The sequence below is a fragment of the Streptococcus cristatus genome (assembly GCF_008369405.1).
Classification (GTDB): Bacteria; Bacillota; Bacilli; order Lactobacillales; family Streptococcaceae; genus Streptococcus; species Streptococcus cristatus_G.
This window is the reverse complement of the sequence record NZ_VSJJ01000008.1, coordinates 37,471-63,874: the sequence shown is the minus strand read 5'-3', so window position 1 is coordinate 63,874 and position 26,404 is coordinate 37,471. Positions and strand designations below refer to the sequence as shown.

General features: G+C 43.7%; 22 protein-coding genes and 1 pseudogene. 21 read left to right on the top strand and 2 right to left on the bottom strand.

Features of this window, described 5'->3' with window-relative positions; all coding sequences use genetic code 11:
* The 20 genes and pseudogenes from FXF62_RS07915 (at position 1) to purH (ending at position 23,040) form a co-directional block, all read left to right on the top strand.
* Positions 1 to 1,257, top strand: coding sequence for a DNA recombination protein RmuC (locus FXF62_RS07915; RefSeq protein WP_149518324.1), 1,257 nt, complete (start codon positions 1 to 3; stop codon positions 1,255 to 1,257).
* Positions 1,247 to 2,191, top strand: coding sequence for a 3'-5' exoribonuclease YhaM family protein (locus FXF62_RS07910; protein ID WP_149518323.1), 945 nt, complete (start codon positions 1,247 to 1,249; stop codon positions 2,189 to 2,191). Before FXF62_RS07915 ends, FXF62_RS07910 begins: the two co-directional genes overlap by 11 nt.
* 200 nt (positions 2,192 to 2,391) lie before the next feature.
* Positions 2,392 to 3,207 (top strand): pur operon repressor, encoded by an 816-nt coding sequence (gene purR / locus FXF62_RS07905; protein ID WP_149518322.1) that lies wholly within the window; start codon positions 2,392 to 2,394, stop codon positions 3,205 to 3,207.
* A gap of 15 nt (positions 3,208 to 3,222) precedes the next feature.
* Complete coding sequence (locus FXF62_RS07900; protein WP_149518321.1) at positions 3,223 to 3,792, top strand: hypothetical protein; 570 nt, start codon at positions 3,223 to 3,225, stop codon at positions 3,790 to 3,792.
* Between the two features lie 330 nt (positions 3,793 to 4,122).
* Positions 4,123 to 4,536, top strand: a complete 414-nt coding sequence (gene rpsL / locus FXF62_RS07890) for a 30S ribosomal protein S12 (protein ID WP_005591658.1) — start codon at positions 4,123 to 4,125, stop codon at positions 4,534 to 4,536.
* A 19-nt stretch (positions 4,537 to 4,555) separates the two neighbouring features.
* Positions 4,556 to 5,026 (top strand): 30S ribosomal protein S7, encoded by a 471-nt coding sequence (gene rpsG, locus FXF62_RS07885; RefSeq protein WP_005591659.1) that lies wholly within the window; start codon positions 4,556 to 4,558, stop codon positions 5,024 to 5,026.
* 278 nt (positions 5,027 to 5,304) lie between these two features.
* Positions 5,305 to 7,383, top strand: coding sequence for an elongation factor G (gene fusA / locus FXF62_RS07880; protein ID WP_149518320.1), 2,079 nt, complete (start codon positions 5,305 to 5,307; stop codon positions 7,381 to 7,383).
* A 238-nt stretch (positions 7,384 to 7,621) separates the two neighbouring features.
* Complete coding sequence (gap, locus tag FXF62_RS07875; RefSeq protein ID WP_005591661.1) at positions 7,622 to 8,629, top strand: type I glyceraldehyde-3-phosphate dehydrogenase; 1,008 nt, start codon at positions 7,622 to 7,624, stop codon at positions 8,627 to 8,629.
* Between the two features lie 245 nt (positions 8,630 to 8,874).
* Complete coding sequence (locus FXF62_RS07870) at positions 8,875 to 10,074, top strand: phosphoglycerate kinase (RefSeq protein WP_149518319.1); 1,200 nt, start codon at positions 8,875 to 8,877, stop codon at positions 10,072 to 10,074.
* 379 nt (positions 10,075 to 10,453) lie between these two features.
* The gene (locus FXF62_RS07865; protein ID WP_149518318.1) at positions 10,454 to 10,978 is read left to right on the top strand and encodes an FUSC family protein; all 525 of its coding nucleotides are present in this window, start codon (positions 10,454 to 10,456) and stop codon (positions 10,976 to 10,978) included.
* A 76-nt stretch (positions 10,979 to 11,054) separates the two neighbouring features.
* Positions 11,055 to 11,420: a MerR family transcriptional regulator gene (locus FXF62_RS07860; RefSeq protein WP_005591665.1), complete on the top strand. Its 366-nt coding sequence runs from the start codon at positions 11,055 to 11,057 to the stop codon at positions 11,418 to 11,420.
* Between the two features lie 30 nt (positions 11,421 to 11,450).
* Entirely contained in the window at positions 11,451 to 12,797 is a 1,347-nt protein-coding gene (glnA, locus tag FXF62_RS07855; RefSeq protein ID WP_149518317.1) for a type I glutamate--ammonia ligase, read from the top strand.
* Positions 12,798 to 12,980: 183 nt separating this feature from the next.
* Positions 12,981 to 13,688, top strand: a complete 708-nt coding sequence (gene purC, locus FXF62_RS07850; RefSeq protein ID WP_149518316.1) for a phosphoribosylaminoimidazolesuccinocarboxamide synthase — start codon at positions 12,981 to 12,983, stop codon at positions 13,686 to 13,688.
* A gap of 76 nt (positions 13,689 to 13,764) precedes the next feature.
* A pseudogene (locus FXF62_RS11030) lies at positions 13,765 to 13,833 on the top strand (phosphoribosylaminoimidazolesuccinocarboxamide synthase); the annotation flags it as partial.
* 56 nt (positions 13,834 to 13,889) lie between these two features.
* On the top strand, positions 13,890 to 17,615 hold the full coding sequence (locus FXF62_RS07840; protein WP_149518315.1) for a phosphoribosylformylglycinamidine synthase: 3,726 nt from the start codon (positions 13,890 to 13,892) through the stop codon (positions 17,613 to 17,615).
* A gap of 16 nt (positions 17,616 to 17,631) precedes the next feature.
* Positions 17,632 to 19,074, top strand: coding sequence for an amidophosphoribosyltransferase (gene purF / locus FXF62_RS07835; RefSeq protein WP_149518314.1), 1,443 nt, complete (start codon positions 17,632 to 17,634; stop codon positions 19,072 to 19,074).
* 39 nt (positions 19,075 to 19,113) lie between these two features.
* A complete protein-coding gene (gene purM, locus FXF62_RS07830; protein WP_149518313.1) occupies positions 19,114 to 20,136 on the top strand; it encodes a phosphoribosylformylglycinamidine cyclo-ligase in 1,023 nt (340 codons plus the stop codon).
* Positions 20,133 to 20,684, top strand: a complete 552-nt coding sequence (gene purN / locus FXF62_RS07825; protein WP_149518312.1) for a phosphoribosylglycinamide formyltransferase — start codon at positions 20,133 to 20,135, stop codon at positions 20,682 to 20,684. The genes purM and purN overlap by 4 nt, the downstream gene beginning before the upstream one ends.
* A gap of 59 nt (positions 20,685 to 20,743) precedes the next feature.
* Positions 20,744 to 21,451, top strand: coding sequence for a suppressor of fused domain protein (locus FXF62_RS07820; protein WP_149518311.1), 708 nt, complete (start codon positions 20,744 to 20,746; stop codon positions 21,449 to 21,451).
* 41 nt (positions 21,452 to 21,492) lie between these two features.
* Positions 21,493 to 23,040 carry a bifunctional phosphoribosylaminoimidazolecarboxamide formyltransferase/IMP cyclohydrolase gene (purH, locus tag FXF62_RS07815; protein ID WP_149518310.1) on the top strand — a complete coding sequence of 516 codons (1,548 nt, stop codon included), beginning with the start codon at positions 21,493 to 21,495 and terminating at the stop codon, positions 23,038 to 23,040.
* Positions 23,041 to 23,158: 118 nt separating this feature from the next.
* Here the strand turns inward: purH and FXF62_RS07810 are convergent, their stop codons facing one another.
* A complete protein-coding gene (locus FXF62_RS07810; RefSeq protein WP_125371170.1) occupies positions 23,159 to 23,458 on the bottom strand; it encodes a YbaB/EbfC family nucleoid-associated protein in 300 nt (99 codons plus the stop codon).
* A gap of 169 nt (positions 23,459 to 23,627) precedes the next feature.
* Here FXF62_RS07810 and FXF62_RS07805 point away from each other — a divergent pair, with 169 nt between their 5' ends.
* Complete coding sequence (locus FXF62_RS07805; RefSeq protein WP_187984255.1) at positions 23,628 to 24,041, top strand: glycosyltransferase; 414 nt, start codon at positions 23,628 to 23,630, stop codon at positions 24,039 to 24,041.
* A gap of 36 nt (positions 24,042 to 24,077) precedes the next feature.
* Here the strand turns inward: FXF62_RS07805 and FXF62_RS07800 are convergent, their stop codons facing one another.
* On the bottom strand, positions 24,078 to 26,369 hold the full coding sequence (locus tag FXF62_RS07800) for a Xaa-Pro dipeptidyl-peptidase (protein ID WP_149518309.1): 2,292 nt from the start codon (positions 26,367 to 26,369) through the stop codon (positions 24,078 to 24,080).
* Between the last annotated feature and the right edge of the window lie 35 nt (positions 26,370 to 26,404).

Sequence of the window (26,404 nt, the reverse complement as noted above, 5' to 3'; positions counted from 1 at the left end):
ATGGAATATATCATCATCATCCTGCTGATCATCAATCTGGTCTTTCTCTATTTCTTCTGGCAGAGACAGGGGCAGCAGGAGCAGGCAATCAAAGTCTTGTTAGAAGAGCAGGAAGATCATCTGTCCGACCAGCTGGATTACCGCTTTGATCAGGAAAGACAGCAGGAGGCTCTTCGGCAAAAAGATCTGGAAATTATTCTGGGAGATCGGCTAGCAGAAGTTCGAACAGATTTGCATCGACATTTGACGGATTTACGAACAGAAATGGCGGATAGTTTCAGCAAAAATCGAGACAAGACTGATGAGCGGATGCGCCAAATTCAGGAGTCCAATGACTTGCGGCTGGAGCAGATGCGCCAGACCGTTGAGGAAAAATTGGAGAAGACTTTGCAGAGTCGCCTGCAGACCTCCTTTGAGACGGTGTCCAAGCAGCTAGAGTCTGTCAATCGTGGTTTGGGAGAGATGCAGACGGTGGCTCGGGATGTCGGCAGTCTCAATAAGGTTCTTTCCAATACCAAAACCCGCGGCATTATGGGCGAGCTCCAGCTGGGACAAATTATCGAAGACATCATGACACCTAGCCAGTATGAGCGAGAATTTGCCACAGTGGCAGGTTCTAGTGAGCGCGTGGAGTATGCTATCAAATTGCCGGGACAGACGGAGCAGGACTATGTCTACCTGCCTATTGACTCCAAGTTTCCTCTGGCGGATTACTACCGCTTGGAAGAGGCTTATGAGTCTGGCAATAAGGAAGAAATTGAAGGTTACCGTAAGTCGCTGTTAGCTAGCGTCAAGCGCTTTGCCAAGGATATCAACAGCAAATACCTAGCTCCGCCAGCTACGACTAATTTTGGGATTATGTTTTTGCCAACGGAAGGCCTCTATTCCGAAGTGGTTCGCAATCCAGAGTTTTTCGACGGCCTGCGGCGAGATGAGCAGATTGTCGTGGCGGGTCCATCTACCTTGTCAGCCCTGCTCAACTCTCTCTCAGTTGGCTTTAAAACCCTGAACATCCAGCGTAGTGCAGATGACATCAGCAAGGTTCTGGGCAGTGTCAAGCTGGAATTCAATAAATTTGGCGGCATTTTAGCCAAGGCTCAGAAGCACCTGAAGAACGCTTCTGGCAGCATCGATGAGTTACTGACTCGCCGAACCAATGCCATTGAAAGAACGTTGCGGCATATTGAATTGTCTGACCAAGACCTTCAGTTACACTTGCTAGATATTCCAGACGAAAGGGAAGACTATGAAAATTAATCAAATGAAAAAGGATGAATTGTTTGAAGGATTTTATCTGATTAAGTCAGCCGAAGTCCGCCAGACCAGAGCCGGGAAAAATTACCTCGCCTTCACTTTCCAAGATGACACTGGAGTGATTGAGGGGAAATTGTGGGATGCCCAGCCCCATAATGTGGCAGAGTTTACAGCGGGGAAAGTCGTGCATATGCAAGGTCGTCGCGAAGTCTACAATAACACCCCTCAGGTTAATCAGTTGACCCTGCGCCTGCCAAAAGCTGGTGAGCCCAACAATCCTGCTGATTTCAAAGAAAAACCACCGGTTGATCAAAAAGAACTGCGGGAATACTTGGCGCAAATGATTTTCAAAATTGAAAATCAAGTCTGGCAGCGCGTGATCCGTTCACTTTACAGCAAATACGATAAGGAATTCTATTCCTACCCAGCAGCTAAAACCAATCACCATGCTTTTGAGTCAGGGCTGGCTTTTCACACAGCTACCATGGTCAAACTAGCAGATGCGATTGGTGACATCTATCCTCAGCTCAATAAAAGCCTACTTTTTGCAGGGATTATGCTGCACGACTTGGCCAAAGTCATTGAACTAAGTGGTCCGGACAATACGGAATACACCGTCCGAGGCAATTTGATTGGGCATATCGCACTGATTGATGAGGAATTGACCAAGACCTTGGCGGAGCTGAAAATCGATGATACAAAAGAAGATGTCATCGTTTTGCGACATGTCCTTCTCAGTCACCACGGTCTTCTTGAATACGGCAGTCCCGTTCGTCCAAAGATTATGGAGGCCGAAATCCTGCACATGATTGACAATCTGGATGCCGAAATGATGATGATGACTACGGCTCTGTCTCTCGTTGCTCCAGGAGAAATGACCAATAAAATATTTGCGCTGGAAAATCGTTCCTTCTATAAACCAAAAATTGACAAGTGAAATACGAAAAATGGGCATTATATTTAGTATAATGTTCGTTTTTTTGATATAGTATGATATAATGAAAAAAATAAAATAAATATTCAAAGAAATCACTCCAAACTTTGGAATCGGAAGAGCTGATTTGTGCTCTGTGTGAGAAAATTCTAGCTTATAGATTAGTTTGTGGCTGATTTTGATGGAGTCGAATTGGTGAAAAAATGAAATTAAGAAGAAGTGAGCGCATGGTGGTTATTTCCAATTACTTGATTAACCATCCTTACCAATTAACAAGTTTAAATACATTTGCAGAAAAATATGAATCTGCAAAGTCTTCTATTTCAGAAGACATCGTGATTATCAAACGCGCCTTTGAAGAAATCGAAATTGGTACGATTGAGACCATTACGGGTGCCGGAGGAGGTGTTGTCTTCACTCCTTCTATTGCAGAAGAAGATGCAAAAGTCATCGTTCAAGATCTCCGCGATCAACTATCTGAAAGCAATCGAATCCTGCCTGGCGGCTATATCTACTTGTCAGATTTGCTTAGTACGCCATCTATCCTCAATAATATCGGTCGCATCATTGCCAAAGCTTTCAAAGATCAAAAGATTGATGCGGTTATGACAGTTGCGACCAAGGGGGTTCCGCTTGCCAATGCTGTCGCGAATGTCTTGAATGTTCCCTTTGTCATTGTCCGTCGCGATTTGAAAATCACTGAGGGCTCAACAGTAAGTGTCAACTATGTCTCTGGCTCTAGTGGAGATCGGATTGAAAAAATGTTCCTCTCAAAACGTAGTCTCAAGGCTGGCAGTCGAGTGCTGATTGTCGATGACTTTCTTAAGGGAGGCGGAACGGTTAATGGGATGATTAGCCTTCTGTCTGAGTTTGATTCAGAGTTGGCAGGAGTGGCAGTCTTTGCGGACAATGCCCAAGCAAGTCGCGATCATCTAGATTACAAATCACTGCTGAAGGTGACCAATATCGATGTCAAATCAAATACAATAGATGTTGAGATTGGAAATATATTTGATTAACTTTAGGAAAGAGTCATGAGAAATATTTTTGATAAATTAGAGAGAAGTTCTATCTTTGTTCAGTCTGGAATTATATTGGTTCTAGTAGCCATCTTGGTTTCTGGTCTTTTGTTCTTAAAACCAGCCCAGAAGAATACGGGCTCCACTAAACCAGTCAGTTACAGTAGACGTCTAAGCTCTAGCAGTTCTAATTCTACAAATAAAGCATCATCAGAAGATAGTACGATTAAAGATGCTGAAGCTGCTGTTAAAAAGTCGGAAGAAGAACGAACGGATGAAAATGTGAATCAAGCGCAAGCAGCGGTTGATAAGGTAAAAGACGAGGAAGCCAAAGCTAAGTTCCAAGCTAGGATTCAAGCGGTGAAAGATGCAATGAAAACACCTGAAGAAGCTGCTGAATCTGAATCAGACCAGCAGCCTGCTCCGTCTCCTGCACCAGCCTATGTCGCTCCCGCTGTTGTGAATGAAGTACCAGCTCAACAACAGGAAAATCATAACCCAGCCCCTGCTACAAGCTCGGATCCTACTCCCAGCCCGACTTCTTCTCCGGCTGAAACTCCCTCCGAAGCTGAAACCTCCCATTGATTTTAAATAGGTATTCGTGCTTAAAACCGTCTTTTTTATAGATAGTAAAAAGAACTCTCTATGATGCAATGATAAGCATGCTTTGAGAGTTTTTTTACTTTATAAATAGCAAGATGCCATGCTTATAAAAGAATGTGAAAATAAGTAAAAAATAATGAAAAGCTATTGACGAGGATATGCTTCTGTGTTATAATGATAAACGGTACTTTTTACTTTTGGTCTCTCAAAAGTGTACAGAGACGTGCTGACAAATGTTGCAAAAGTACACGCAGATGGTAGCTGTCACCAAGTGTATCATCACCAAAATTAAAAAAATACAGGAGAATGTAGATGCCTACAATTAACCAATTGGTTCGCAAACCGCGTAAATCAAAAGTAGAAAAATCTAAATCACCAGCTTTGAACGTTGGTTACAACAGCCACAAAAAAGTTCAAACAAACGTATCTTCACCACAAAAACGTGGTGTTGCAACTCGTGTCGGAACTATGACACCTAAGAAGCCTAACTCAGCCCTTCGTAAATTTGCCCGTGTACGTTTGAGCAACTTGATCGAAGTCACAGCTTACATCCCAGGTATCGGACACAACTTGCAAGAGCACAGCGTGGTGCTTCTTCGTGGTGGACGTGTAAAAGACCTTCCAGGGGTACGTTACCATATCGTTCGTGGTGCGCTTGATACAGCAGGTGTTACTGACCGTAAACAAGGCCGTTCTAAATACGGTACTAAGCGTCCAAAAGCATAAGGAAAGGGGATAAAGATAAATGAGTCGTAAAAACCGTGCGCCTAAGCGCGAAGTATTGCCAGATCCGCTTTACAATTCACAATTAGTTACTCGTCTTATCAACCGCGTTATGCTTGATGGTAAGCGTGGTACAGCAGCTTCTATCGTTTACGGAGCTTTTGAGCAAATCAAAGAAGCTACTGGAAATGATGCACTTGAAGTATTTGAAACAGCGATGGAAAACATCATGCCTGTTCTTGAAGTACGTGCTCGCCGTGTCGGTGGTTCAAACTACCAAGTACCGGTTGAAGTTCGTCCAGAACGTCGTACTACACTTGGACTTCGTTGGTTGGTAACAATTTCACGTGGTCGTGGTGAACACACTATGCAAGATCGTCTTGCAAAAGAAATCATGGATGCTGCTAACAACACTGGTGCAGCAGTTAAGAAACGCGAAGATACTCACCGTATGGCTGAAGCTAACCGTGCCTTCGCACACTTCCGTTGGTAAGATCATGATACCAAGAGCGCTAAAGGCACAAGGCAAAAATAGGAAACTGATGCAGTGTTTGAAGAACACAAAGCAGTTTGTCTTTTTTGCGCAGGGCCTCGCTCGGGTTCAAATTAGCTAAAAATATTATTCTTAGCTATAATTCAACTGATCATCTTGTAAGTTGAAACCAACAAAAAACAAGATAAACATTGAGAACGGGTAGGTCCTGCCTATCCGTTTTTTCTAAATAATGTTATAATATATTGTAAAATAAAAAAATAGGAGAAACTAACCTCATGGCACGCGAATTTTCACTTGAAAAAACTCGTAATATCGGTATCATGGCTCACGTCGATGCTGGTAAAACAACTACAACTGAGCGTATCCTTTACTATACTGGTAAAATCCACAAAATCGGTGAAACTCACGAAGGTGCGTCACAAATGGACTGGATGGAGCAAGAGCAAGAACGTGGTATCACTATCACATCTGCTGCGACAACAGCTCAATGGAACAACCACCGTGTAAACATCATCGACACACCAGGGCACGTGGACTTCACAATCGAAGTACAACGTTCTCTTCGTGTATTGGATGGTGCGGTTACCGTTCTTGATTCACAATCAGGTGTTGAGCCTCAAACTGAAACAGTTTGGCGTCAAGCAACTGAGTATGGAGTTCCACGTATCGTATTTGCCAACAAAATGGACAAAATCGGTGCTGACTTCCTTTACTCAGTAAGCACTCTTCATGACCGTCTTCAAGCAAATGCTCATCCAATCCAATTGCCAATCGGTTCTGAAGATGATTTCCGTGGTATCATCGACTTGATCAAGATGAAGGCTGAAATCTATACTAACGACCTTGGTACAGATATTTTGGAAGAAGATATCCCAGCTGAATACCTTGAGCAAGCTCAAGAATACCGTGAAAAATTGGTGGAAGCAGTTGCTGAAACTGACGAAGAATTGATGATGAAATACCTTGAAGGTGAAGAAATCACCAACGAAGAATTAAAAGCTGGTATCCGTAAAGCGACTATCAATGTTGAATTCTTCCCAGTATTGTGTGGTTCAGCCTTCAAGAACAAGGGTGTTCAATTGATGCTTGATGCAGTTATCGACTACCTTCCAAGTCCACTTGACATCCCAGCTATCAAGGGTATCAACCCAGATACAGATGAAGAAGAAACTCGTCCAGCATCTGACGAAGAGCCATTCGCAGCTCTTGCCTTCAAGATCATGACTGACCCATTCGTAGGTCGTTTGACATTCTTCCGTGTTTACTCAGGTGTGCTTCAATCAGGTTCTTACGTATTGAACACTTCTAAAGGTAAACGTGAACGTATTGGACGTATCCTTCAAATGCACGCTAACAGCCGTCAAGAAATCGACACTGTTTACTCAGGTGATATCGCTGCTGCTGTTGGTTTGAAAGATACTACAACTGGTGACTCATTGACAGATGAAAAAGCTAAAATCATCCTTGAGTCAATCAATGTTCCAGAACCAGTTATCCAATTGATGGTTGAACCAAAATCTAAAGCAGACCAAGACAAGATGGGTATCGCCCTTCAAAAATTGGCTGAAGAAGATCCAACTTTCCGTGTTGAAACAAACGTTGAAACTGGTGAAACAGTTATCTCTGGTATGGGTGAGCTTCACTTGGATGTCCTTGTTGACCGTATGCGTCGTGAGTTCAAGGTTGAGGCAAACGTAGGTGCACCTCAAGTATCTTACCGTGAAACATTCCGTGCTTCTACTCAAGCTCGTGGATTCTTCAAACGCCAATCTGGTGGTAAAGGTCAATTCGGTGATGTTTGGATCGAGTTTACACCAAACGAAGAAGGAAAAGGCTTCGAGTTTGAAAATGCTATCGTCGGTGGTGTGGTTCCACGTGAATTCATTCCAGCGGTAGAAAAAGGTTTGGTTGAGTCAATGGCTAACGGTGTCCTTGCTGGTTACCCAATCGTTGACGTGAAGGCTAAACTATACGATGGTTCATACCACGATGTCGACTCATCTGAAACAGCCTTCAAGGTTGCGGCTTCACTTGCATTGAAAGAAGCTGCTAAGACTGCACAACCAGCTATCCTTGAGCCGATGATGCTTGTAACCGTCACTGTTCCTGAAGAAAACCTTGGTGACGTTATGGGACACGTAACAGCTCGTCGTGGACGTGTTGACGGTATGGAAGCGCATGGTAACAGCCAAATTGTTCGTGCTTATGTTCCACTTGCTGAAATGTTTGGTTATGCGACTGTTCTTCGTTCTGCAACACAAGGACGTGGTACCTTCATGATGGTATTTGACCACTACGAAGATGTACCTAAGTCAGTACAAGAAGAAATCATTAAGAAACACCGTGGTGAATAATTCACTACATGACGCTCGCTTCTAGCGGGCGTTTTTTCTTTATGGATCAAAATATGAAATTTATGAAAAATATCGAAAATACATGAAAGAGAATTTGTTACTTGTTAATAATAATGAAATCAGTTGCAATTTTGCTCAATAAGGTATATAATAGATATGTTGAAAGGTGATTTGTAGTGATTCAAGTTACTCTTTTCACATAAAATTTTTTTTGATTCTCATAAGGAGGAAATCACTAATGGTAGTTAAAGTTGGTATTAACGGTTTCGGTCGTATCGGTCGTCTTGCTTTCCGTCGTATCCAAAACGTAGAAGGTGTTGAAGTTACTCGCATCAACGACCTTACAGATCCAGTTATGCTTGCACACTTGTTGAAATACGACACAACTCAAGGTCGTTTCGATGGTACTGTTGAAGTTAAAGAAGGTGGATTCGAAGTTAACGGTAAATTCGTTAAAGTTTCTGCTGAACGTGACCCAGAACAAATTGATTGGGCTACTGACGGTGTAGAAATCGTTCTTGAAGCAACTGGTTTCTTTGCTAAGAAAGACGCTGCTGAAAAACACCTTAAAGGTGGAGCTAAGAAAGTTGTTATCACTGCTCCTGGTGGAAACGATGTTAAAACAATCGTATTTAACACTAACCACGACGTTCTTGATGGTACTGAAACAGTTATCTCAGGTGCTTCATGTACTACAAACTGTTTGGCTCCAATGGCTAAAGCACTTCAAGACAACTTTGGTGTTGTAGAAGGATTGATGACTACTATCCACGCTTACACTGGTGACCAAATGATCCTTGACGGACCACACCGTGGTGGTGACCTTCGTCGTGCTCGCGCTGGTGCTGCTAACATCGTTCCTAACTCAACTGGTGCTGCTAAGGCTATCGGCCTTGTAATCCCAGAATTGAACGGTAAACTTGATGGTTCTGCACAACGCGTTCCAACTCCGACTGGATCAGTTACTGAGTTGGTAGCAGTTCTTGAAAAGAACGTTACTGTTGATGAAGTAAACGCAGCTATGAAAGCAGCGGCTAACGAATCATACGGTTACACAGAAGATCCAATCGTATCTTCAGATATCGTAGGTATGTCTTACGGTTCATTGTTTGACGCAACTCAAACTAAAGTTCTTGATGTTGACGGCAAACAATTGGTTAAAGTTGTATCATGGTACGACAACGAAATGTCATACACTGCACAACTTGTACGTACTCTTGAATACTTCGCAAAAATCGCTAAATAATTCAATTGTATGAAGAAGAGATCCGAATGGATCTCTTTTTTTGTTTTACAGAACAGCTTGAAGGAGTGGCTATTGGAAACCACCTTGCTCATGCAACATCATTAGCATTTATCAGAAAAATGAGAATCGTGTAGTCTTTCATCTATCTTTGATTGGAGAAAAAGAAAAGCCATTAATTTTTGCTATCACTTTTGTAGATTTTGTGATATAATTAACACGTATAAAAAAAGAAGGAGTCTTTCCAAATGGCAAAATTGACTGTTAAAGACGTTGAATTGAAAGGGAAAAAAGTTCTCGTTCGTGTTGACTTCAACGTACCTGTAAAAGATGGCGTGATTACTAACGACAACCGTATCACTGCAGCACTTCCAACTATCAAGTACATCCTTGAACAAGGTGGACGTGCTATCCTCTTCTCTCACCTTGGACGTGTAAAAGAAGAAGCAGATAAAGAAGGTAAATCACTTGCTCCTGTAGCTGCTGACTTGGCTGCTAAATTGGGACAAGAAGTTAAATTTATCCCAGGCGTTACACGTGGTGCTGAATTGGAAGCCGCTGTTAACGCTCTTGAAGATGGACAAGTTCTCTTGGTAGAAAACACTCGTTATGAAGATGTTGACGGCAAGAAAGAATCTAAAAACGATCCTGAACTTGGTAAATACTGGGCATCACTTGGAGATGGTATCTTTGTAAACGATGCATTCGGTACAGCTCACCGTGCACACGCATCAAACGTTGGTATCTCAGCAAACGTTGAAAAAGCAGTTGCTGGTTTCCTTCTTGAAAACGAAATTGCCTACATCCAAGAAGCAGTTGAAACTCCAGAGCGTCCATTCGTAGCTATCCTTGGTGGTTCAAAAGTTTCAGACAAGATCGGTGTTATCGAAAACTTGCTTGAAAAAGCTGATAAAGTCCTTATCGGTGGTGGTATGACTTACACATTCTACAAAGCGCAAGGTATCGAAATCGGTAACTCACTTGTAGAAGAAGACAAATTGGATGTCGCTAAAGCTCTTCTTGAAAAAGCAAACGGCAAATTGATCTTGCCAGTTGACTCAAAAGAAGCAAACGCATTTGCTGATTACACTGAAGTGAAAGACACTGAAGGTGAAGCAGTAGATCCAGGCTTCCTTGGTTTGGATATCGGTCCTAAATCTATCGCTAAATTTGACGAAGCTTTGACTGGTGCGAAAACTGTTGTCTGGAACGGACCTATGGGTGTATTTGAAAACCCTGACTTCCAAGCTGGTACAATCGGTGTCATGGACGCTATCGTGAAACAACCAGGCGTGAAATCAATCATCGGTGGTGGTGACTCAGCTGCCGCAGCGATCAACCTTGGTCGTGCAGACAAGTTCTCATGGATTTCTACTGGTGGTGGTGCATCAATGGAACTCCTTGAAGGTAAAGTTCTTCCAGGACTTGCAGCACTGACTGAAAAATAATATTTGTAACGGAGAGAGTGGGACAGAAATGGTAATTCGTTAGAATTAGATTTCGTCGTCCCACCTCCGCACAGTTGAGTAGGACTGTAAAAGTTGATGAAATAAGCCTAGTAGAGCCCACTCAACCACTGCGTCTTGCTCGACAATCCAAAGACAATTGAGAGGCTAGGACTTTTGTCCCAGCCTCTTTTCTCTTGTCCTCGTAAGTTTCTAGTTATATTTTCTTAATAGCTGATCAAGAATGGGAAATGTATCTAGAAAAGTGAGGGAGCTGGCTATGTCTTTTTGCTAGATGGTTAACAATAAACTGGATGAACAGAGCCTTTTTGTTGAAAAATATGTTAGAATAAAGATAGTTTACTTTTAAAAAGGAAAAGGCATGGGCTATTTTAGTAAGTACAAATTTGACAAATCCAAGTTCCGCTTGGGCATGAGGACGCTGAAAACAGGAATAGCAGTCTTTATTATCCTGCTCATCTTTGGTATGTTTGGCTGGAAGGGGCTCCAGATTGGGGCTTTGACAGCGGTATTTAGTTTGCGGGAAGATTTTGATAAAAGTGTTCATTTCGGAACTTCTCGTATTTTAGGAAATAGTGTCGGGGGCTTTTATGCCTTGCTATTCTATCTGTTGGGAAATTTATTGAATGGGCAATTTTGGGTGACCTTGGTATTTGTGCCAATCTGTACGATGCTGACGATCATGACCAATGTTGCTATGAACAATAAGGCTGGGGTGATTGGTGGTGTTTCAGCTATGCTGATTATCACTCTCTCCATTAGTCCGGAAGATACTATTTTATACGTTTTTGCTAGAGTTTTTGAAACCTTTATGGGGGTCTTTGTCGCAATAGTTGTAAATTCGGATGTAGATAGAATTAAGAATTTCTTTAAATCTATAAATTAAAATGTGTAAGAAAATCTCACATTGATTGTTGACATACAAAAAAAATTAGTTATAATAGTGCATAGAGAGGAAAAAAATGAAGGAAAAAGAGTTTCGCCGAAATATGGCAGTCTTTCCCATAGGTAGCGTTATGAAGTTGACGGACTTATCTGCCCGTCAGATTCGATATTATGAGGAGCAAAACCTCATCACTCCCCTTCGGAATGAGGGTAATCGCCGAATGTATTCCCTGAATGATATGGACCGACTTTTGGAAATTAAGGATTATATTTCTGAAGGTTATAATATCGCTGCTATCAAAAAGAAATATGCTGAGCGTGAAGCTAAATCCCACAAAACGATTAGTGAAAAGGAAGTCCGTCGAGCTCTCCACAATGATATTTTACAGCAAGGTCGTTTTGGCTCTTCTCTGCCAACCTTTGGTCACATGCGTCGGCCATAAACTATTTTTTAAAACTATAAGGAGTTACCCATGCCCATTACAGCAGCTGATATTCGTCGCGAAGTAAAAGAAAAGAACGTCACTTTTATCCGTCTTATGTTCTCTGATATTTTGGGAACCATGAAAAACGTTGAAATTCCAGCAACGGATGAGCAGCTTGAAAAGGTCTTATCAAATAAGGCTATGTTTGACGGTTCGTCTATCGAGGGATTTGTTCGGATCAATGAATCTGACATGTATCTTTATCCTGATTTGGATACTTGGACAGTTTTTCCTTGGGGAGATGAAAATGGCAGTGTAGCAGGCTTGATCTGTGATGTTTATACGACAGAACATGTTCCCTTTGCAGGAGATCCTCGTAGTAACCTTAAGCGAGCTCTCAAACATATGGAAGCACTGGGCTTCAAGTCTTTTAATCTTGGTCCTGAACCAGAATTTTTCCTTTTCAAACTGGATGAGAATGGCGATCCGACACTGGAAGTGAATGACAAGGGTGGCTACTTTGACTTGGCGCCGACAGACTTGGCGGATAATACCCGTCGAGAAATTGTCAATGTTTTGACTAAGATGGGGTTTGAAGTGGAAGCGAGTCACCATGAGGTGGCAGTCGGTCAGCACGAGATTGACTTTAAATATGATGAAGTGCTTCGCGCTTGTGATAAGATTCAGATTTTCAAATTGGTGGTGAAAACCATTGCTCGTAAGCACGGCCTCTATGCGACCTTCATGGCTAAGCCCAAGTTTGGTATTGCTGGTTCTGGTATGCACTGCAATATGTCCCTCTTTGACCAAGATGGAAATAATGCATTTTATGATCCAGAGGATCCAAAAGGAATGCAGTTATCTGAAACGGCCTACTATTTCTTGGGTGGCTTGATTAAGCATGCTTATAATTATACGGCTATCATGAATCCGACGGTCAACTCCTACAAACGCTTGGTGCCAGGCTTTGAAGCACCAGTTTATATCGCTTGGGCTGGGCAAAACCGCTCGCCTTTGGTTCGGGTGCCAGCATCGCGTGGTATGGGAACGCGCTTGGAATTGCGTTCAGTAGATCCCATGGCCAATCCTTATATCGCCATGGCAGTGCTTTTAGAAGTTGGCCTGCATGGAGTGGAAAATAAAATTGAAGCGCCAGCTCCAATCGAAGAAAATATCTATGTCATGACAGCTGAGGAGCGCAAGGAAGCGGGTATCACTGACCTGCCTTCTACTCTTCACAATGCCGTTAAGGCCTTGACCGAAGACGAGGTGGTTAAAGCAGCCTTAGGCAATCATATCTACACTAGCTTTGTTGAAGCCAAGCGGATTGAATGGGCTAGCTATGCGACCTTTGTTTCCCAATGGGAAGTTGATAATTATTTGGACTTATATTAAAGAAATCTAGAACAGGGCTTGAAAAAGTCCTGTTTTTGTATGGAAACAAGATATTTTCAGCTTTTAAATGTTGTTTTTCCAATCTTTTTCATGTTTTCACGTCCGCAATGTACGGAAATACTTGTAAAATATATTTAAAAGTGATAAACTTAAAGCATAAAAGCACGAAAGGCGAATAATAAAATGTCAAATAAGTTGTTATATTCGGGGAAAGCAAAGGATATTTTTGCGACAGAAGATGAGCAGGTGATTTTGTCCCGCTACAAGGATCAGGCAACTGCTTTTAATGGTGTCAAAAAGGAGCAGATTGCGGGTAAGGGAGTCTTGAATAATCAGATTTCAGCCTTTATCTTTGAAAAGTTGAACGCTGCTGGTGTAGCAACGCATTTTATTGAGAAAATCTCAGATACAGATCAGCTTAATAAAAAAGTTGACATTATTCCCTTGGAAGTCGTACTTCGTAACTACACAGCTGGTTCATTTTCAAAACGCTTTGGTGTGGAAGAAGGGATCGCCTTGGAAACGCCGATCGTCGAATTTTACTATAAAAACGATGATTTGGATGATCCCTTTATCAATGATGAACATGTGAAATTCCTTGAAATTGCGGATGACCAGCAGATTGCTTACTTGAAGGAAGAAACGCGTCGTATCAATGAGCTTTTGAAAGCCTGGTTTGCTGAAATTGGTCTTAAATTGATTGACTTTAAGCTGGAATTTGGTTTTGACAAGGATGGCAAGATTATCTTGGCAGACGAATTTTCACCAGATAACTGCCGTTTGTGGGATGCGGATGGCAACCACATGGATAAGGATGTTTTCCGTAGGGGACTAGGTGAATTAACCGACGTTTATGAGATTGTCTGGGAAAAATTGCAGGAATTGAAATAAGCTGTTAGAAACGGAAAACCTTCGTCTTTCAGATGTAAGGACTCAGGCTGAAAAGGTCTCCCAGACCTTTTCACTCCGTCGTGGCTTGGGTGAATTGACAGATGTTTACGAGATTGTTTGGGAAAAGTTGCAGGAATTGGAATAACAACCTAAAGGCTGTTTGAGAATATTGCAAGAGCTGAAATAAAGGAATAAGAATTGATGGATAAACGTATTTTTGTTGAAAAAAAGGCTGATTTTCAGGTCAAGTCAGAGAGTTTGGTAAGAGAGCTCCAGCATAACTTGGGACTGTCAACTTTGAAAAGTATTCGCATCGTACAAGTTTATGATGTCTTTGACTTGGCAGAGGATTTGTTTATGCCTGCAGAGAAACACATCTTCTCTGAGCAGGTGACAGACCATGTCTTGGATGAAGCGGCTGTGCAGGCTGATCTTGCCAATTATGCTTTCTTTGCTATTGAAAGCTTGCCAGGGCAGTTTGACCAGCGTGCAGCTTCTTCACAAGAAGCTTTGCTCTTGCTAGGTAGCTCAAGCGATGTAACGGTCAACACAGCTCAACTTTATTTGGTCAATAAAGATATTGAAGCGACTGAGTTGAAAGCGGTAAAGAACTACCTGCTCAATCCAGTTGATTCTCGTTTCAAGGATATCACGACAGGGATTGCCAAGCAGGAATTTTCAGAGTCAGACAAGACAATTCCTAAATTGACTTTCTTTGAAAGCTATACAGCAGAAGACTTTGCCTGCTACAAGGCTGAGCAAGGGATGGCCATGGAAGTGGATGATTTGCTCTTTATCCAAGACTACTTCAAGTCAATCGGGCGCGTGCCGACGGAAACAGAACTCAAGGTTTTGGACACTTACTGGTCTGACCACTGCCGTCACACGACTTTTGAAACTGAGTTGAAACAGATTGATTTCTCAGCTTCTAAATTCCAAAAGCAATTGCAGGCGACCTATGATAAGTATATTGCCATGCGTGAGGAGTTGGGGCGCTCTGAAAAACCACAAACCTTGATGGATATGGCCACTATTTTCGGTCGTTATGAGCGTGCCAATGGTCGTTTGGATGACATGGAAGTGTCTGATGAGATCAATGCTTGTTCGGTTGAAATTGAAGTAGATGTCAATGGTGTCAAAGAACCATGGCTCCTCATGTTCAAGAATGAAACCCACAACCACCCAACAGAAATTGAACCATTTGGTGGAGCGGCTACTTGTATCGGTGGTGCTATTCGTGACCCGTTGTCAGGCCGTTCCTACGTTTACCAAGCTATGCGTATCTCAGGTGCTGGTGATATTACAACGCCAATCGCTGAAACTCGCGCTGGGAAGTTGCCACAGCAAGTTATTTCTAAAACAGCGGCTCATGGTTATTCTTCATACGGGAACCAAATTGGTCTGGCGACGACTTACGTTCGTGAATACTTCCACCCAGGCTTTGTAGCTAAACGCATGGAGCTTGGTGCTGTTGTCGGAGCGGCTCCCAAGGGAAATGTTGTTCGTGAAAAACCGGAAGCGGGCGATGTGATTATTCTTCTTGGTGGTAAGACAGGCCGTGATGGTGTCGGTGGTGCGACAGGGTCTTCTAAGGTTCAAACGGTTGAGTCTGTGGAGACTGCAGGTGCTGAGGTTCAAAAAGGGAATGCCATCGAGGAACGCAAGATCCAACGTCTTTTCCGTAATGGGGATGTCACTCGTCTTATCAAGAAATCCAACGATTTTGGAGCAGGCGGTGTCTGTGTGGCTATCGGTGAATTGGCAGATGGTCTTGAAATTGACCTCAACAAGGTGCCCCTTAAATATCAAGGATTGAACGGGACAGAAATTGCCATCTCTGAATCGCAAGAACGGATGGCAGTCGTGGTTCGTCCTGAGGACGTAGATGTCTTCGTTGCTGAATGTAACAAGGAAAATATTGATGCTGTTGTTGTGGCAACAGTGACAGAAAAACCAAATCTTGTTATGCACTGGAATGGTGAAACCATTGTCGACTTGGAACGCCGTTTCCTTGATACCAATGGTGTGCGCGTGGTCGTTGATGCTAAGGTGGTAGACAAGGATGTCGAGCTTCCAGAAGAGCGCACAACAAGCGCTGACACACTTGAAGCTGATACCCTTGCGGTTCTATCTGACTTGAACCATACGAGTCAAAAAGGCTTGCAGACCATTTTTGATAGTTCAGTTGGTCGTTCTACGGTCAATCACCCACTTGGCGGTCGCTACCAACTCACACCAACTGAGGCATCTGTGCAAAAATTGCCAGTTCAGCACGGTGTGACTCATACCGCGTCTGTCATGGCCCAAGGCTTTAACCCTTATCTAGCAGAATGGTCTCCATATCATGGTGCTGCTTATGCGGTTATCGAAGCGACAGCTCGTCTAGTGGCTTCTGGTGCTAACTGGTATAAGGCTCGCTTCTCTTACCAAGAGTACTTCGAGCGGATGGACAAGCAAGCTGAACGCTTTGGTCAGCCAGTAGCAGCTCTTCTAGGCTCTATCGAAGCACAAATCCAACTTGGTTTGCCATCTATTGGTGGTAAGGATTCTATGTCTGGGACCTTTGAAGAATTGACGGTGCCACCAACCCTGGTTGCTTTTGGGGTGACAACAGCAGATAGCCGCAAGGTGCTCTCTCCTGAGTTCAAGACTGCTGGTGAAAACATCTACTACATCCCAGGTCAAGCTCTTTCTGCTGATATCGACTTCGATTTGATTAAGAAAAACTTCGCTCAGTTTGAAGCTCTTCGAAAAGATCACAAAGTGACATCTGCATCAGCTGTTAAATACGGTGGTGTCCTTGAAAGCTTAGCTCTTGCTACTTTTGGAAATCATATCGGTGCAGAGGTAATCTTGCCTGATCTTGAAACGGCTTTGACAGCTCAATTAGGTGGATTTGTCTTCACATCTCCTGAAGAAATCGCTGGAGTGGAGAAAATCGGTCAAACAAGCGCAGACTTTGCTCTCCTTGTCAATGGTGTGAAGCTAGATGGAGACAAACTCGATAATGCTTTCCAAGGGACATTGGAAGCAGTCTATCCTACAGAATTTGCTCAAGCTAAAGAATTGGAAGAAGTTCCAGCTGCCGCTTCTAACGCAGTCATCAAAGCCAAAGAAACTATTGAAAAACCGGTCGTTTACATCCCAGTCTTCCCAGGAACCAACTCAGAATATGACTCAGCAAAAGCCTTCGAAAAAGAAGGTGCAGAGGTTAACTTGGTGCCATTCGTGACACTCAATGAAGAAGCCATTGTCAAGTCAGTTGAAACCATGGTTGACAACATCGGCAAGGCTAACATCCTCTTCTTTGCAGGTGGATTCTCAGCTGCGGACGAGCCAGATGGTTCAGCTAAGTTTATCGTCAACATCCTGCTCAATGAAAAAGTACGTGCAGCCATTGATAACTTTATCGCTCGCGGTGGCTTGATTATTGGTATCTGTAATGGATTCCAGGCCTTGGTCAAATCAGGTCTTCTTCCATACGGGAACTTTGAGGATGCTAACAGTACCAGCCCAACCCTTTTCTACAATGATGCCAACCAACACGTGGCCAAGATGGTGGAAACTCGCATTGCCAATACTAATTCGCCATGGTTGGCTGGGGTGCAAGTCGGTGATATCCACGCTATTCCTGTTTCGCATGGTGAAGGGAAGTTTGTCGTGACGGCGGAGGAATTTGCGGAGCTCCGTGACAATGGTCAGATCTTTAGCCAATACGTGGACTTTGACGGAAAACCAACTATGGATTCCAAGTACAATCCAAATGGTTCAGTCAACGCTATCGAAGGAATTGCCAGCAAGAACGGTCAAATTATCGGTAAGATGGGCCACTCAGAACGTTATGAAGACGGTCTCTTCCAAAACATCCCAGGGAATAAAGACCAGCATCTGTTCGCGTCAGCTGTGCGTTATTTCACAGGGAAATAAAAATTAGGTATAAAAAATGACATACGAAGTAAAATCTCTTAATGAAGAATGTGGCGTTTTTGGTATCTGGGGGCATCCAGATGCTGCTAAAATGACCTATTTTGGGCTCCACAGTCTTCAGCACCGTGGTCAGGAGGGGGCAGGGATCCTCTCCAATGACCATGGACAATTGAAGCGCCATCGTGATATGGGGCTTTTATCAGAAGTCTTCAGAGATCCTGCTAATTTGGATAAATTGACAGGGACTGGAGCGATTGGACACGTGCGTTATGCGACTGCGGGAGAAGCTTCTGTAGACAATATCCAACCTTTCCTTTTCCGCTTTCATGATATGCAGTTTGGCTTGGCTCATAATGGGAATCTGACCAATGCAGAATCTCTCAAGCAAGAATTGGAACAAAGAGGAGCGATTTTCAGCGCGACTTCGGACTCGGAAATCTTGGCTCATCTCATTCGCCGTAGCCACAATCCAAACTTGATGGGCAAAATCAAGGAAGCGCTTAGTCTTGTCAAAGGTGGTTTCGCTTATCTCTTGCTGTTTGAAGATAAGTTGATTGCAGCCCTTGACCCTAATGGTTTTCGTCCTCTTTCGATCGGAAAAATGGCCAATGGAGCAGTCGTGGTTTCATCTGAAACCTGTGCCTTTGAAGTAATCGGTGCTGAGTGGATTCGCGATGTGAAACCAGGCGAGATTGTCATTATTGACGACAATGGTATCCAGTATGATAGCTACACGAGTGATACTCAGCTCGCGATTTGCTCTATGGAGTATATCTATTTTGCCCGTCCTGACTCCAATATCCATGGGGTCAATGTCCATACTGCTCGAAAACGTATGGGTGCCCAGTTGGCGCGTGAATTCAAGCATGAGGCGGATATCGTGGTCGGTGTGCCAAACTCATCACTTAGCGCAGCCATGGGCTTTGCGGAAGAATCCGGTCTGCCAAATGAAATGGGACTCATCAAGAACCAATACACCCAACGTACCTTTATCCAACCGACTCAAGAATTGCGGGAGCAAGGGGTGCGGATGAAGCTGTCTGCCGTTTCAGGCGTTGTCAAAGGCAAACGTGTCGTCATGATTGATGATTCCATTGTTCGTGGGACAACCTCTCGTCGCATCGTTCAGCTATTGAAAGAAGCAGGGGCGACGGAGGTTCATGTTGCGATTGGTAGCCCTGCCCTAGCGTATCCATGTTTCTACGGGATTGATATCCAGACGCGTCAGGAGCTAATTGCGGCCAATCATACGGTTGAAGAAACCTGCCAAATCATTGGTGCAGATAGCCTGACCTATCTTTCGATTGATGGCTTGATTAACTCTATCGGGATTGAAACAGATGCGCCGAATGGTGGTCTCTGTGTCGCTTACTTTGACGGCGACTATCCAACACCTCTTTACGACTATGAAGAAGAATACCGTAGAAGTTTGGGTGACAAGACCAGTTTCTATAAATAGGCGGAAGACGATTCTCCATTAAAGAAAAGGAATAAAGAAATGACAAATAAAAATGCTTATGCCCAATCTGGTGTGGATGTTGAAGCGGGTTATGAAGTTGTTGAGCGGATCAAAAAGCACGTGTCTCGTACGGAACGCGCAGGTGTCATGGGAGCTCTTGGTGGTTTCGGTGGTATGTTCGATCTTTCAAAAACAGGTGTCAAAGAGCCTGTCTTGATTTCAGGGACTGATGGTGTCGGGACCAAACTCATGCTGGCTATCAAGTACGACAAGCATGACACGATTGGGCAGGACTGTGTGGCTATGTGTGTCAATGATATCATCGCTGCAGGTGCTGAGCCCCTCTATTTCCTAGACTATGTGGCGACAGGGAAGAATGAACCAGCCAAGCTAGAACAAGTCGTTGCTGGAGTAGCAGAAGGCTGTGTGCAGGCTGGAGCAGCCCTTATCGGTGGGGAAACGGCTGAAATGCCTGGTATGTATGGTGAAGATGACTATGACTTGGCTGGTTTTGCGGTCGGCGTGGCTGAAAAATCTCAAATCATTGACGGCTCAAAAGTGGCAGAAGGTGATGTTCTTCTCGGACTTGCTTCAAGTGGGATTCACTCAAATGGTTACTCACTCGTCCGTCGTGTCTTTGCGGACTACACAGGTGAGGAAGTTTTGCCAGAATTGGAAGGCAAGAAACTCAAGGACGTTCTTCTTGAGCCGACTCGTATCTATGTCAAGGCTGTCTTGCCACTCATCAAGGAAGGCTTGGTCAACGGCATTGCCCACATCACAGGTGGTGGATTTATCGAAAATGTCCCTCGTATGTTTGCGGATGACCTAGCGGCAGAAATCGAAGAAGACAAGGTTCCAGTTCTTCCGATTTTCAAAGCCCTTGAAAAATACGGTGAAATCAAACACGAAGAAATGTTTGAAATCTTCAATATGGGTGTGGGACTCATGCTGGCAGTTAGGCCTGAAAATGTAGAGCGTGTCAAAGAATTATTGGATGAACCAGCCTATGAAATTGGTCGCATCGTCAAGAAAGAAAACGAAAGTGTCATCATCAAATGAAAAAAATAGCGGTTTTTGCCTCTGGTAATGGCTCAAATTTTCAGATGATTGCCGAAGAATTTCCAGTGGAGTTTGTCTTTTCAGACCATCGTGACGCCTATGTGCTAGAGCGTGCAGAAAAGCTCGGCGTCCTGTCCTATGCTTTTGAACTCAAGGAGTTTGAGAACAAGGTAGACTACGAAGCAGCCCTTGTCGAACTCTTGGAGGAACACCAGATTGACTTGGTTTGCCTCGCCGGCTACATGAAAATCGTTGGGCAAACCTTATTGGAGGCTTATGAAGGCCGAATCATCAATATTCATCCAGCCTACCTGCCAGAATTTCCAGGAGCTCATGGGATTGAAGATGCTTGGAATGCTGGTGTTACTGAGAGTGGAGTGACCATTCACTGGGTGGACTCAGGTGTAGATACTGGAAAGATTATCAAGCAGGTCCGTGTACCAAGGCTAGCTGATGATACCATTGACAGCTTTGAAGCTCGCATTCATGAAGCGGAGTACAAGCTGTATCCAGAAGTGTTGGATAGCTTGGGAGTTGCACGAAAATAAGAAGGAAATCATAGCTGATTTTGTGGCAAGGATTAAAAGTCATCTGCTAAGGAGAATTTATGGGGTTGTTTGATTTTTTTAAGAAGAAATCTTCTGATGAAGAGAAGTCAACTAAAGATGAAGACAAGATTGTTATTAAAGTTGAAAATACAGATGATAGCGCTCCAGGATGGGAAGCGATTGATGCAGAATTTAATCGTTTATACCCTGATCAGCCCAGTCCTCTTCATTATGGAACAGTTATCAAGTATATGCTAGGCGGTCCAGATCCACTTGATGGCATCAGTGTTTACGATGCAGGAGATTTTTGGCATTTTGTTGGCTATGGCTTGTTAGAATTATATACAAAGGAAAGCTCAGATCCAGAATACAGTGGTTATGGGATTGAATTAACGTTTAAGTTAAAGAAATCAGATAATGACGAAGAAGAAATTAAAAATGGCTGTGGTTTGCTACAGTATGTGGCAAGATATATTTTTAAAACGGGTAAAGTGGTTTTGCCAGAAGAATACATCTATACCAAGCAAACGGTAGGAATTGATGCCCAACAGAAATCTAATTTGACAGGCTTCTTGACTGCTGCTGATGATTTAGCTAAGCCTCTAGATACTCCGCATGGAAAAGTGGAATTTGTAACCTTAATTGGTGCAACAGACGCCGAACGGCGAAGTATTTATGAAAGTGAAACAAGTAAGCTGGAGGTTAGGAAATTGTTGAAAGAACTTGGAGATCAGATTACAGATTATAATCGCCAGTCTTTAATTTAAATGGTGTGAGAGCACCTCTTGATACAATGAAAGGAAAAAACATGACTAAACGCGCCTTAATCAGCGTCTCAGACAAAGCGGGCATTGTCGAATTTGCCCAAGAACTTAAAAAACTCGGTTGGGACATCATCTCAACAGGTGGTACTAAGGTTGCCCTTGACAATGCTGGAGTGAAGACCATTGCAATCGATGATGTGACTGGTTTTCCAGAAATGATGGACGGTCGTGTCAAGACCCTTCATCCAAATATCCACGGTGGGCTCCTCGCTCGTCGTGACTTGGCTAGCCACTTAGAGGCTGCTAAGGATAATCAGATTGAGCTCATCGACCTTGTTGTAGTAAATCTCTATCCTTTCAAGGAAACGATTCTCAAACCAGATGTGACGTACGCTGACGCAGTTGAAAACATCGATATTGGTGGGCCATCTATGCTTCGTTCAGCGGCTAAAAACCACGCTAGCGTGACGGTTGTGGTAGACCCTGCTGACTATGCTGTGGTTTTGGAAGAGTTGTCAGCCAATGACCAAACGACTTACGAAACTCGCCAACGTCTGGCGGCTAAGGTCTTCCGTCACACAGCGGCTTATGATGCCTTGATTGCGGAATACTTCACTGCTCAAGTGGGAGAAGCAAAACCTGAAAAACTGACCTTGACTTATGACCTCAAGCAAGCTATGCGTTACGGTGAAAACCCTCAACAAGATGCAGACTTTTACCAAAAAGCTTTGCCGACTGACTACTCGATTGCATCAGCGAAACAGCTCAACGGTAAGGAATTGTCCTTCAACAATATCCGCGATGCAGATGCAGCTATCCGTATTATCCGTGATTTTAAAGACCGTCCAACCGTGGTAGCATTGAAACATATGAATCCATGTGGAATTGGTCAAGCTGATGACATCGAAACCGCTTGGGACTACGCTTATGAATCTGACCCAGTATCAATCTTTGGTGGCATTGTCGTCCTCAACCGTGAGGTGGATGCTGCGACAGCTGAGAAGATGCACGGTGTTTTCCTTGAAATCATCATCGCGCCAAGTTATACGGATGAAGCGCTAGCCATTTTGACCAACAAAAAGAAAAACTTGCGCATCCTTGCCTTGCCATTTGATGCACAAGAAGCCAGCGAAGTGGAAGCAGAATACACAGGCGTGGTTGGTGGACTTCTGGTGCAAAATCAAGACGTGGTCAAAGAAAGCCCAGCTGACTGGCAAGTGGTGACCAAACGCCAACCGACTGAGACAGAAGCAACTGCCCTAGAGTTCGCTTGGAAAGCTATCAAGTATGTCAAATCAAACGGTATCATTGTGACCAACGACCACATGACTCTGGGTGTTGGACCAGGTCAAACCAACCGTGTGGCCTCTGTGCGTATTGCCATTGAACAAGCCAAAGACCGCCTTGACGGCGCTGTTCTTGCTTCCGATGCCTTCTTCCCATTTGCGGATAACGTAGAAGAAATCGCTAAAGCAGGAATCAAGGCCATCATACAGCCGGGTGGCTCTGTCCGTGATCAAGAATCCATCGAAGCTGCGGATAAATATGGCTTGGCTATGGTCTTTACAGGCGTGAGACATTTTAGACATTAAGAAGATTTATATTGGAGAAAATGCTGAGACCTTTTCTCCAATTTTTTACGCAAAAAAACTCCCAAAAGGATGAGTGGTTCATCTTTTGGGAGTTGATTTTTATAAGGGCTTAGCAGAATTAGAAAGAAAGTCCACTTTGGAAAGCGCTGAGTTTTTGCTTAGCTGCCTCGTTGATTTGATCGATAGCAGCATTGATAGCTTGGCTAGTCAAATCAGATAGAGTTTCCATATCTTCTGGGTCTACGATAGCAGGCTGAAAGTCAATTTTGACAACCTTTTTATCACCAGTAAGAGTTGCTACAACTAAATCTTGGCTAGATTTTCCAACAAATTCAGTTGCGGCTAATTCTGCTTGAGCAATGTCCATGTCTTTTTTAAGTTTTTGGGCTTGCTTCATCATGTTTTGCATGTTCATCATAAGATTTTCTTTCCTTTCTCTTGCAAGGGCTGAGCCCCTTGGTAATCCTCACTCTTCAATTATATCATTTTTGGGGAAAGTGGCAAGAAGAACATTTCTAGAAGGTTTGACAAAGATTTAGTCTTTATAGTAGAATGGTCATGAATCTATATCCCAAGGAGAAGACAACTTGAAAAACAAGAAGATAAAAGGTTTGCTGTTGGTAGTGTTCTCATCCCTCTTCATCCTAATCGGTTGTAGTGGTAGCCCTAAAATTCAGGGAAAATGGAATGTGCAGGACGTTAGCGGTGAACAAACGACCATTGAAATAAAAGACAAGACCATCATTGTCAACGAAGAAGAGTATAAGTATACTCAAAATGCTGTTGGTTTTAAAAATGGGGTGAGTTATTATGGCCTGACTCGGAAAGATAATGGCAAAATATTTTCTATCGTCTTTCCTGAGAAAGATAAAAATGTTGCTATTATGCTAATCCCTGATTCAGACGATGATTATCTCACAGGCAGTATGCTCTTTGCTATGAACCGCAAGGAAAAGCCGGATTATAAAAAATATGCAGAGAAATATTTTAATCTACGATAAAAGAAAAAGGCGCTGAATTTCAGCGTCTTTTAGGTTTTATGAAAGTGATGTCATGGTCGGAAAGTCTAGACTAGATTGCTCTAAATCTACCGTCAGCTGATAATTGGTTTTATCACGGACGGTGTGTTCGAAGTCAGTGGTGTAGAGGACGAGGCGCAGCTGGTCGCCTTTTTTCATCTTGTAGATAGTTGGTTGCAGTTCAAAGCTACATTCCATCCATTGGTCAGGGGCAACTTCTTCGACCGTCAGTAAATCTGTCCGATTTTGCAGGTTGAGGAAGCCTTTGGTGATGACACGGTGTGGTGTTTCAGTAAAAGGCAGCTCAAGCAGATTGTCCAGCATATAGTAGCGGCCATTGTCCATGACTCTAGGCTCAAGCGGTGTCGGAATTGGAGTGAGGCGTTTGGCTGGTCCAAAGTCCAGTAGCTGGGCGGAAATCAGCCCCTTGTCCGTGCTGGATTTGAGGCGCAGTTTGAGCTGGGTGACTCCGTTGAGGAAGAGGTCATCTTCTAAAGTCCAATCCAGAGTAATCTGGTTGACCTTGCCGTCAAAGAGTTCGTTTTTAAAGCTTTGGTAGTTTTTGGCAAAACGATTGTAGTCTTCTTCTGAATACTGATTTTGAATCTCTTGAGTGCCTTTACCTAGTTGGAAATGAGCGTAGTTCTTCTGACCACCAAAGTCCTCCAGAGTCAGCCAGTTTTGAGCTTGGCTGTTGTCCTGCCAGATGACTGGCGGCAGTTCGAAGTCTGAAGCATGACCCAGTAGTTTCTTGCTGAGAAGGGCATTCATGGCTTCGCGGAAGTCAATGGACTGCCAGTTGTTCATGTAAACATGGGCACCATTGTGGAAGAAGAGATGCTTTTTGATGTGGGGCGGTAAGGCCCGAAACATATTATAGACATGGAGGGGCTTGACATTCCAGTCTTGAGAGCCGTGGGTGAAGACGACTTCGGCCTTGACCTTATCTGCGTGGAGCAGGTAGTTGCGGTCATGCCAAAATTGATTGTAATCTCCGGTTTGCCGGTCTAGGTCCTTGCGCTGTTGCTCTAGACTTTGCTGATAAGCATCATTATGGCGCAGGTAGTCACCAGCCCTCAGGTTGCGGGAGTAGGTCAGTTCGGTCAAGGATTCAAAATCCTCTCCTGGATAGCCGCCAGGACTTGTGACGAGACCGTTTTCGCGGTAGTAATTATACCAAGAAGAAATCCCAGCTTCGGCGATGATGACTTCCAAACCATCTACGCCAGTCGTTGCCAGCCCGTTGGACATGGTGCCCAGATAGGAGATACCGGTCGTAGCCACTTTTCCGTTGGACCAAGTAGCCTTGATTTCCCGTTGGCGAGTGTGGTCGGTGAAGGCTCGGCAGCGGCCGTTGAGCCAGTCAATGACATTCTTGTAGGCCTCAATCTGCTGATAGTCGCCGCTGGTCATCAGTCCTTGAGAATCTTTGGTCCCTACACCAGATACGTATAGATTGGCAAAGCCGCGGGGCAGCAAGTAATCATTCAGCGTGTAGGTGCCGATATGGCCCAGTTTTTCCTCGGCTTCAGAGACTTCTTGAGCAGAATCTGGCGAATCTAGTTGGAGCAATTTGAGCTCAGGATCTTGGACTGTGATTTGACGAGGTTCTTTTTTTAATAAGTCCACATTCATATTATGGAGAGCCTTGTCGCTGGCAGGATCATTGGTTCCTTGATGATAAGGAGAAGCGGTCATGACGGCAGGGATTTGCCCTTGGTAACGAGGACGGATAATGCTAACCTTGACCAAATCTGGCAGACCGTTTCCATCAGTATCCACGCGTGATTCCACGTAAACTACCTCGCGGATGGCATCGTGGCTGGAAAAGGTTGCTAGGCTCTTGCCGTTGAAGTAGTGGTGGGTGTTGTCCTCGGGGATCAAACCCTCGCTGACTAGCTTATCAATCAGCAGATTGCCATTTTTTGTCCGAGTGTTGAGTAACTGGTAGAGGTTTTCTAGCAGATTGCTGTAGACGATAGGGAAGTTGCTTTCTGTTCGGAATTTCTCAAGATCGGTGAAATCAACAAAAGGTACAAAGTCCAAGAGCTGAAAGGCAGTCATATAGAAGACCTCAGCTGTTAGTTCGCGGTCTGACTCGAAGAAGGTCAACAAGTCGGTTTCTCTATCAGCGGCCCAAGCTCGAAGCAAGTAGTCGGTATCCTGATAGAGAAAGAAACAGCGTCTTAGAAAGTTTTGGAGATTGTTTTTGTCAGAAAGGTGTGGCTCATAAATAAAGCCCAAGTCGGCTAATTCTTGGCGCATGGTGTCTGGATTTGTCTTGCTATAACTATACTGATTGAAGCGCATATTTTTCCCTCTTTTTCTTATTTTTGTTTAAAATG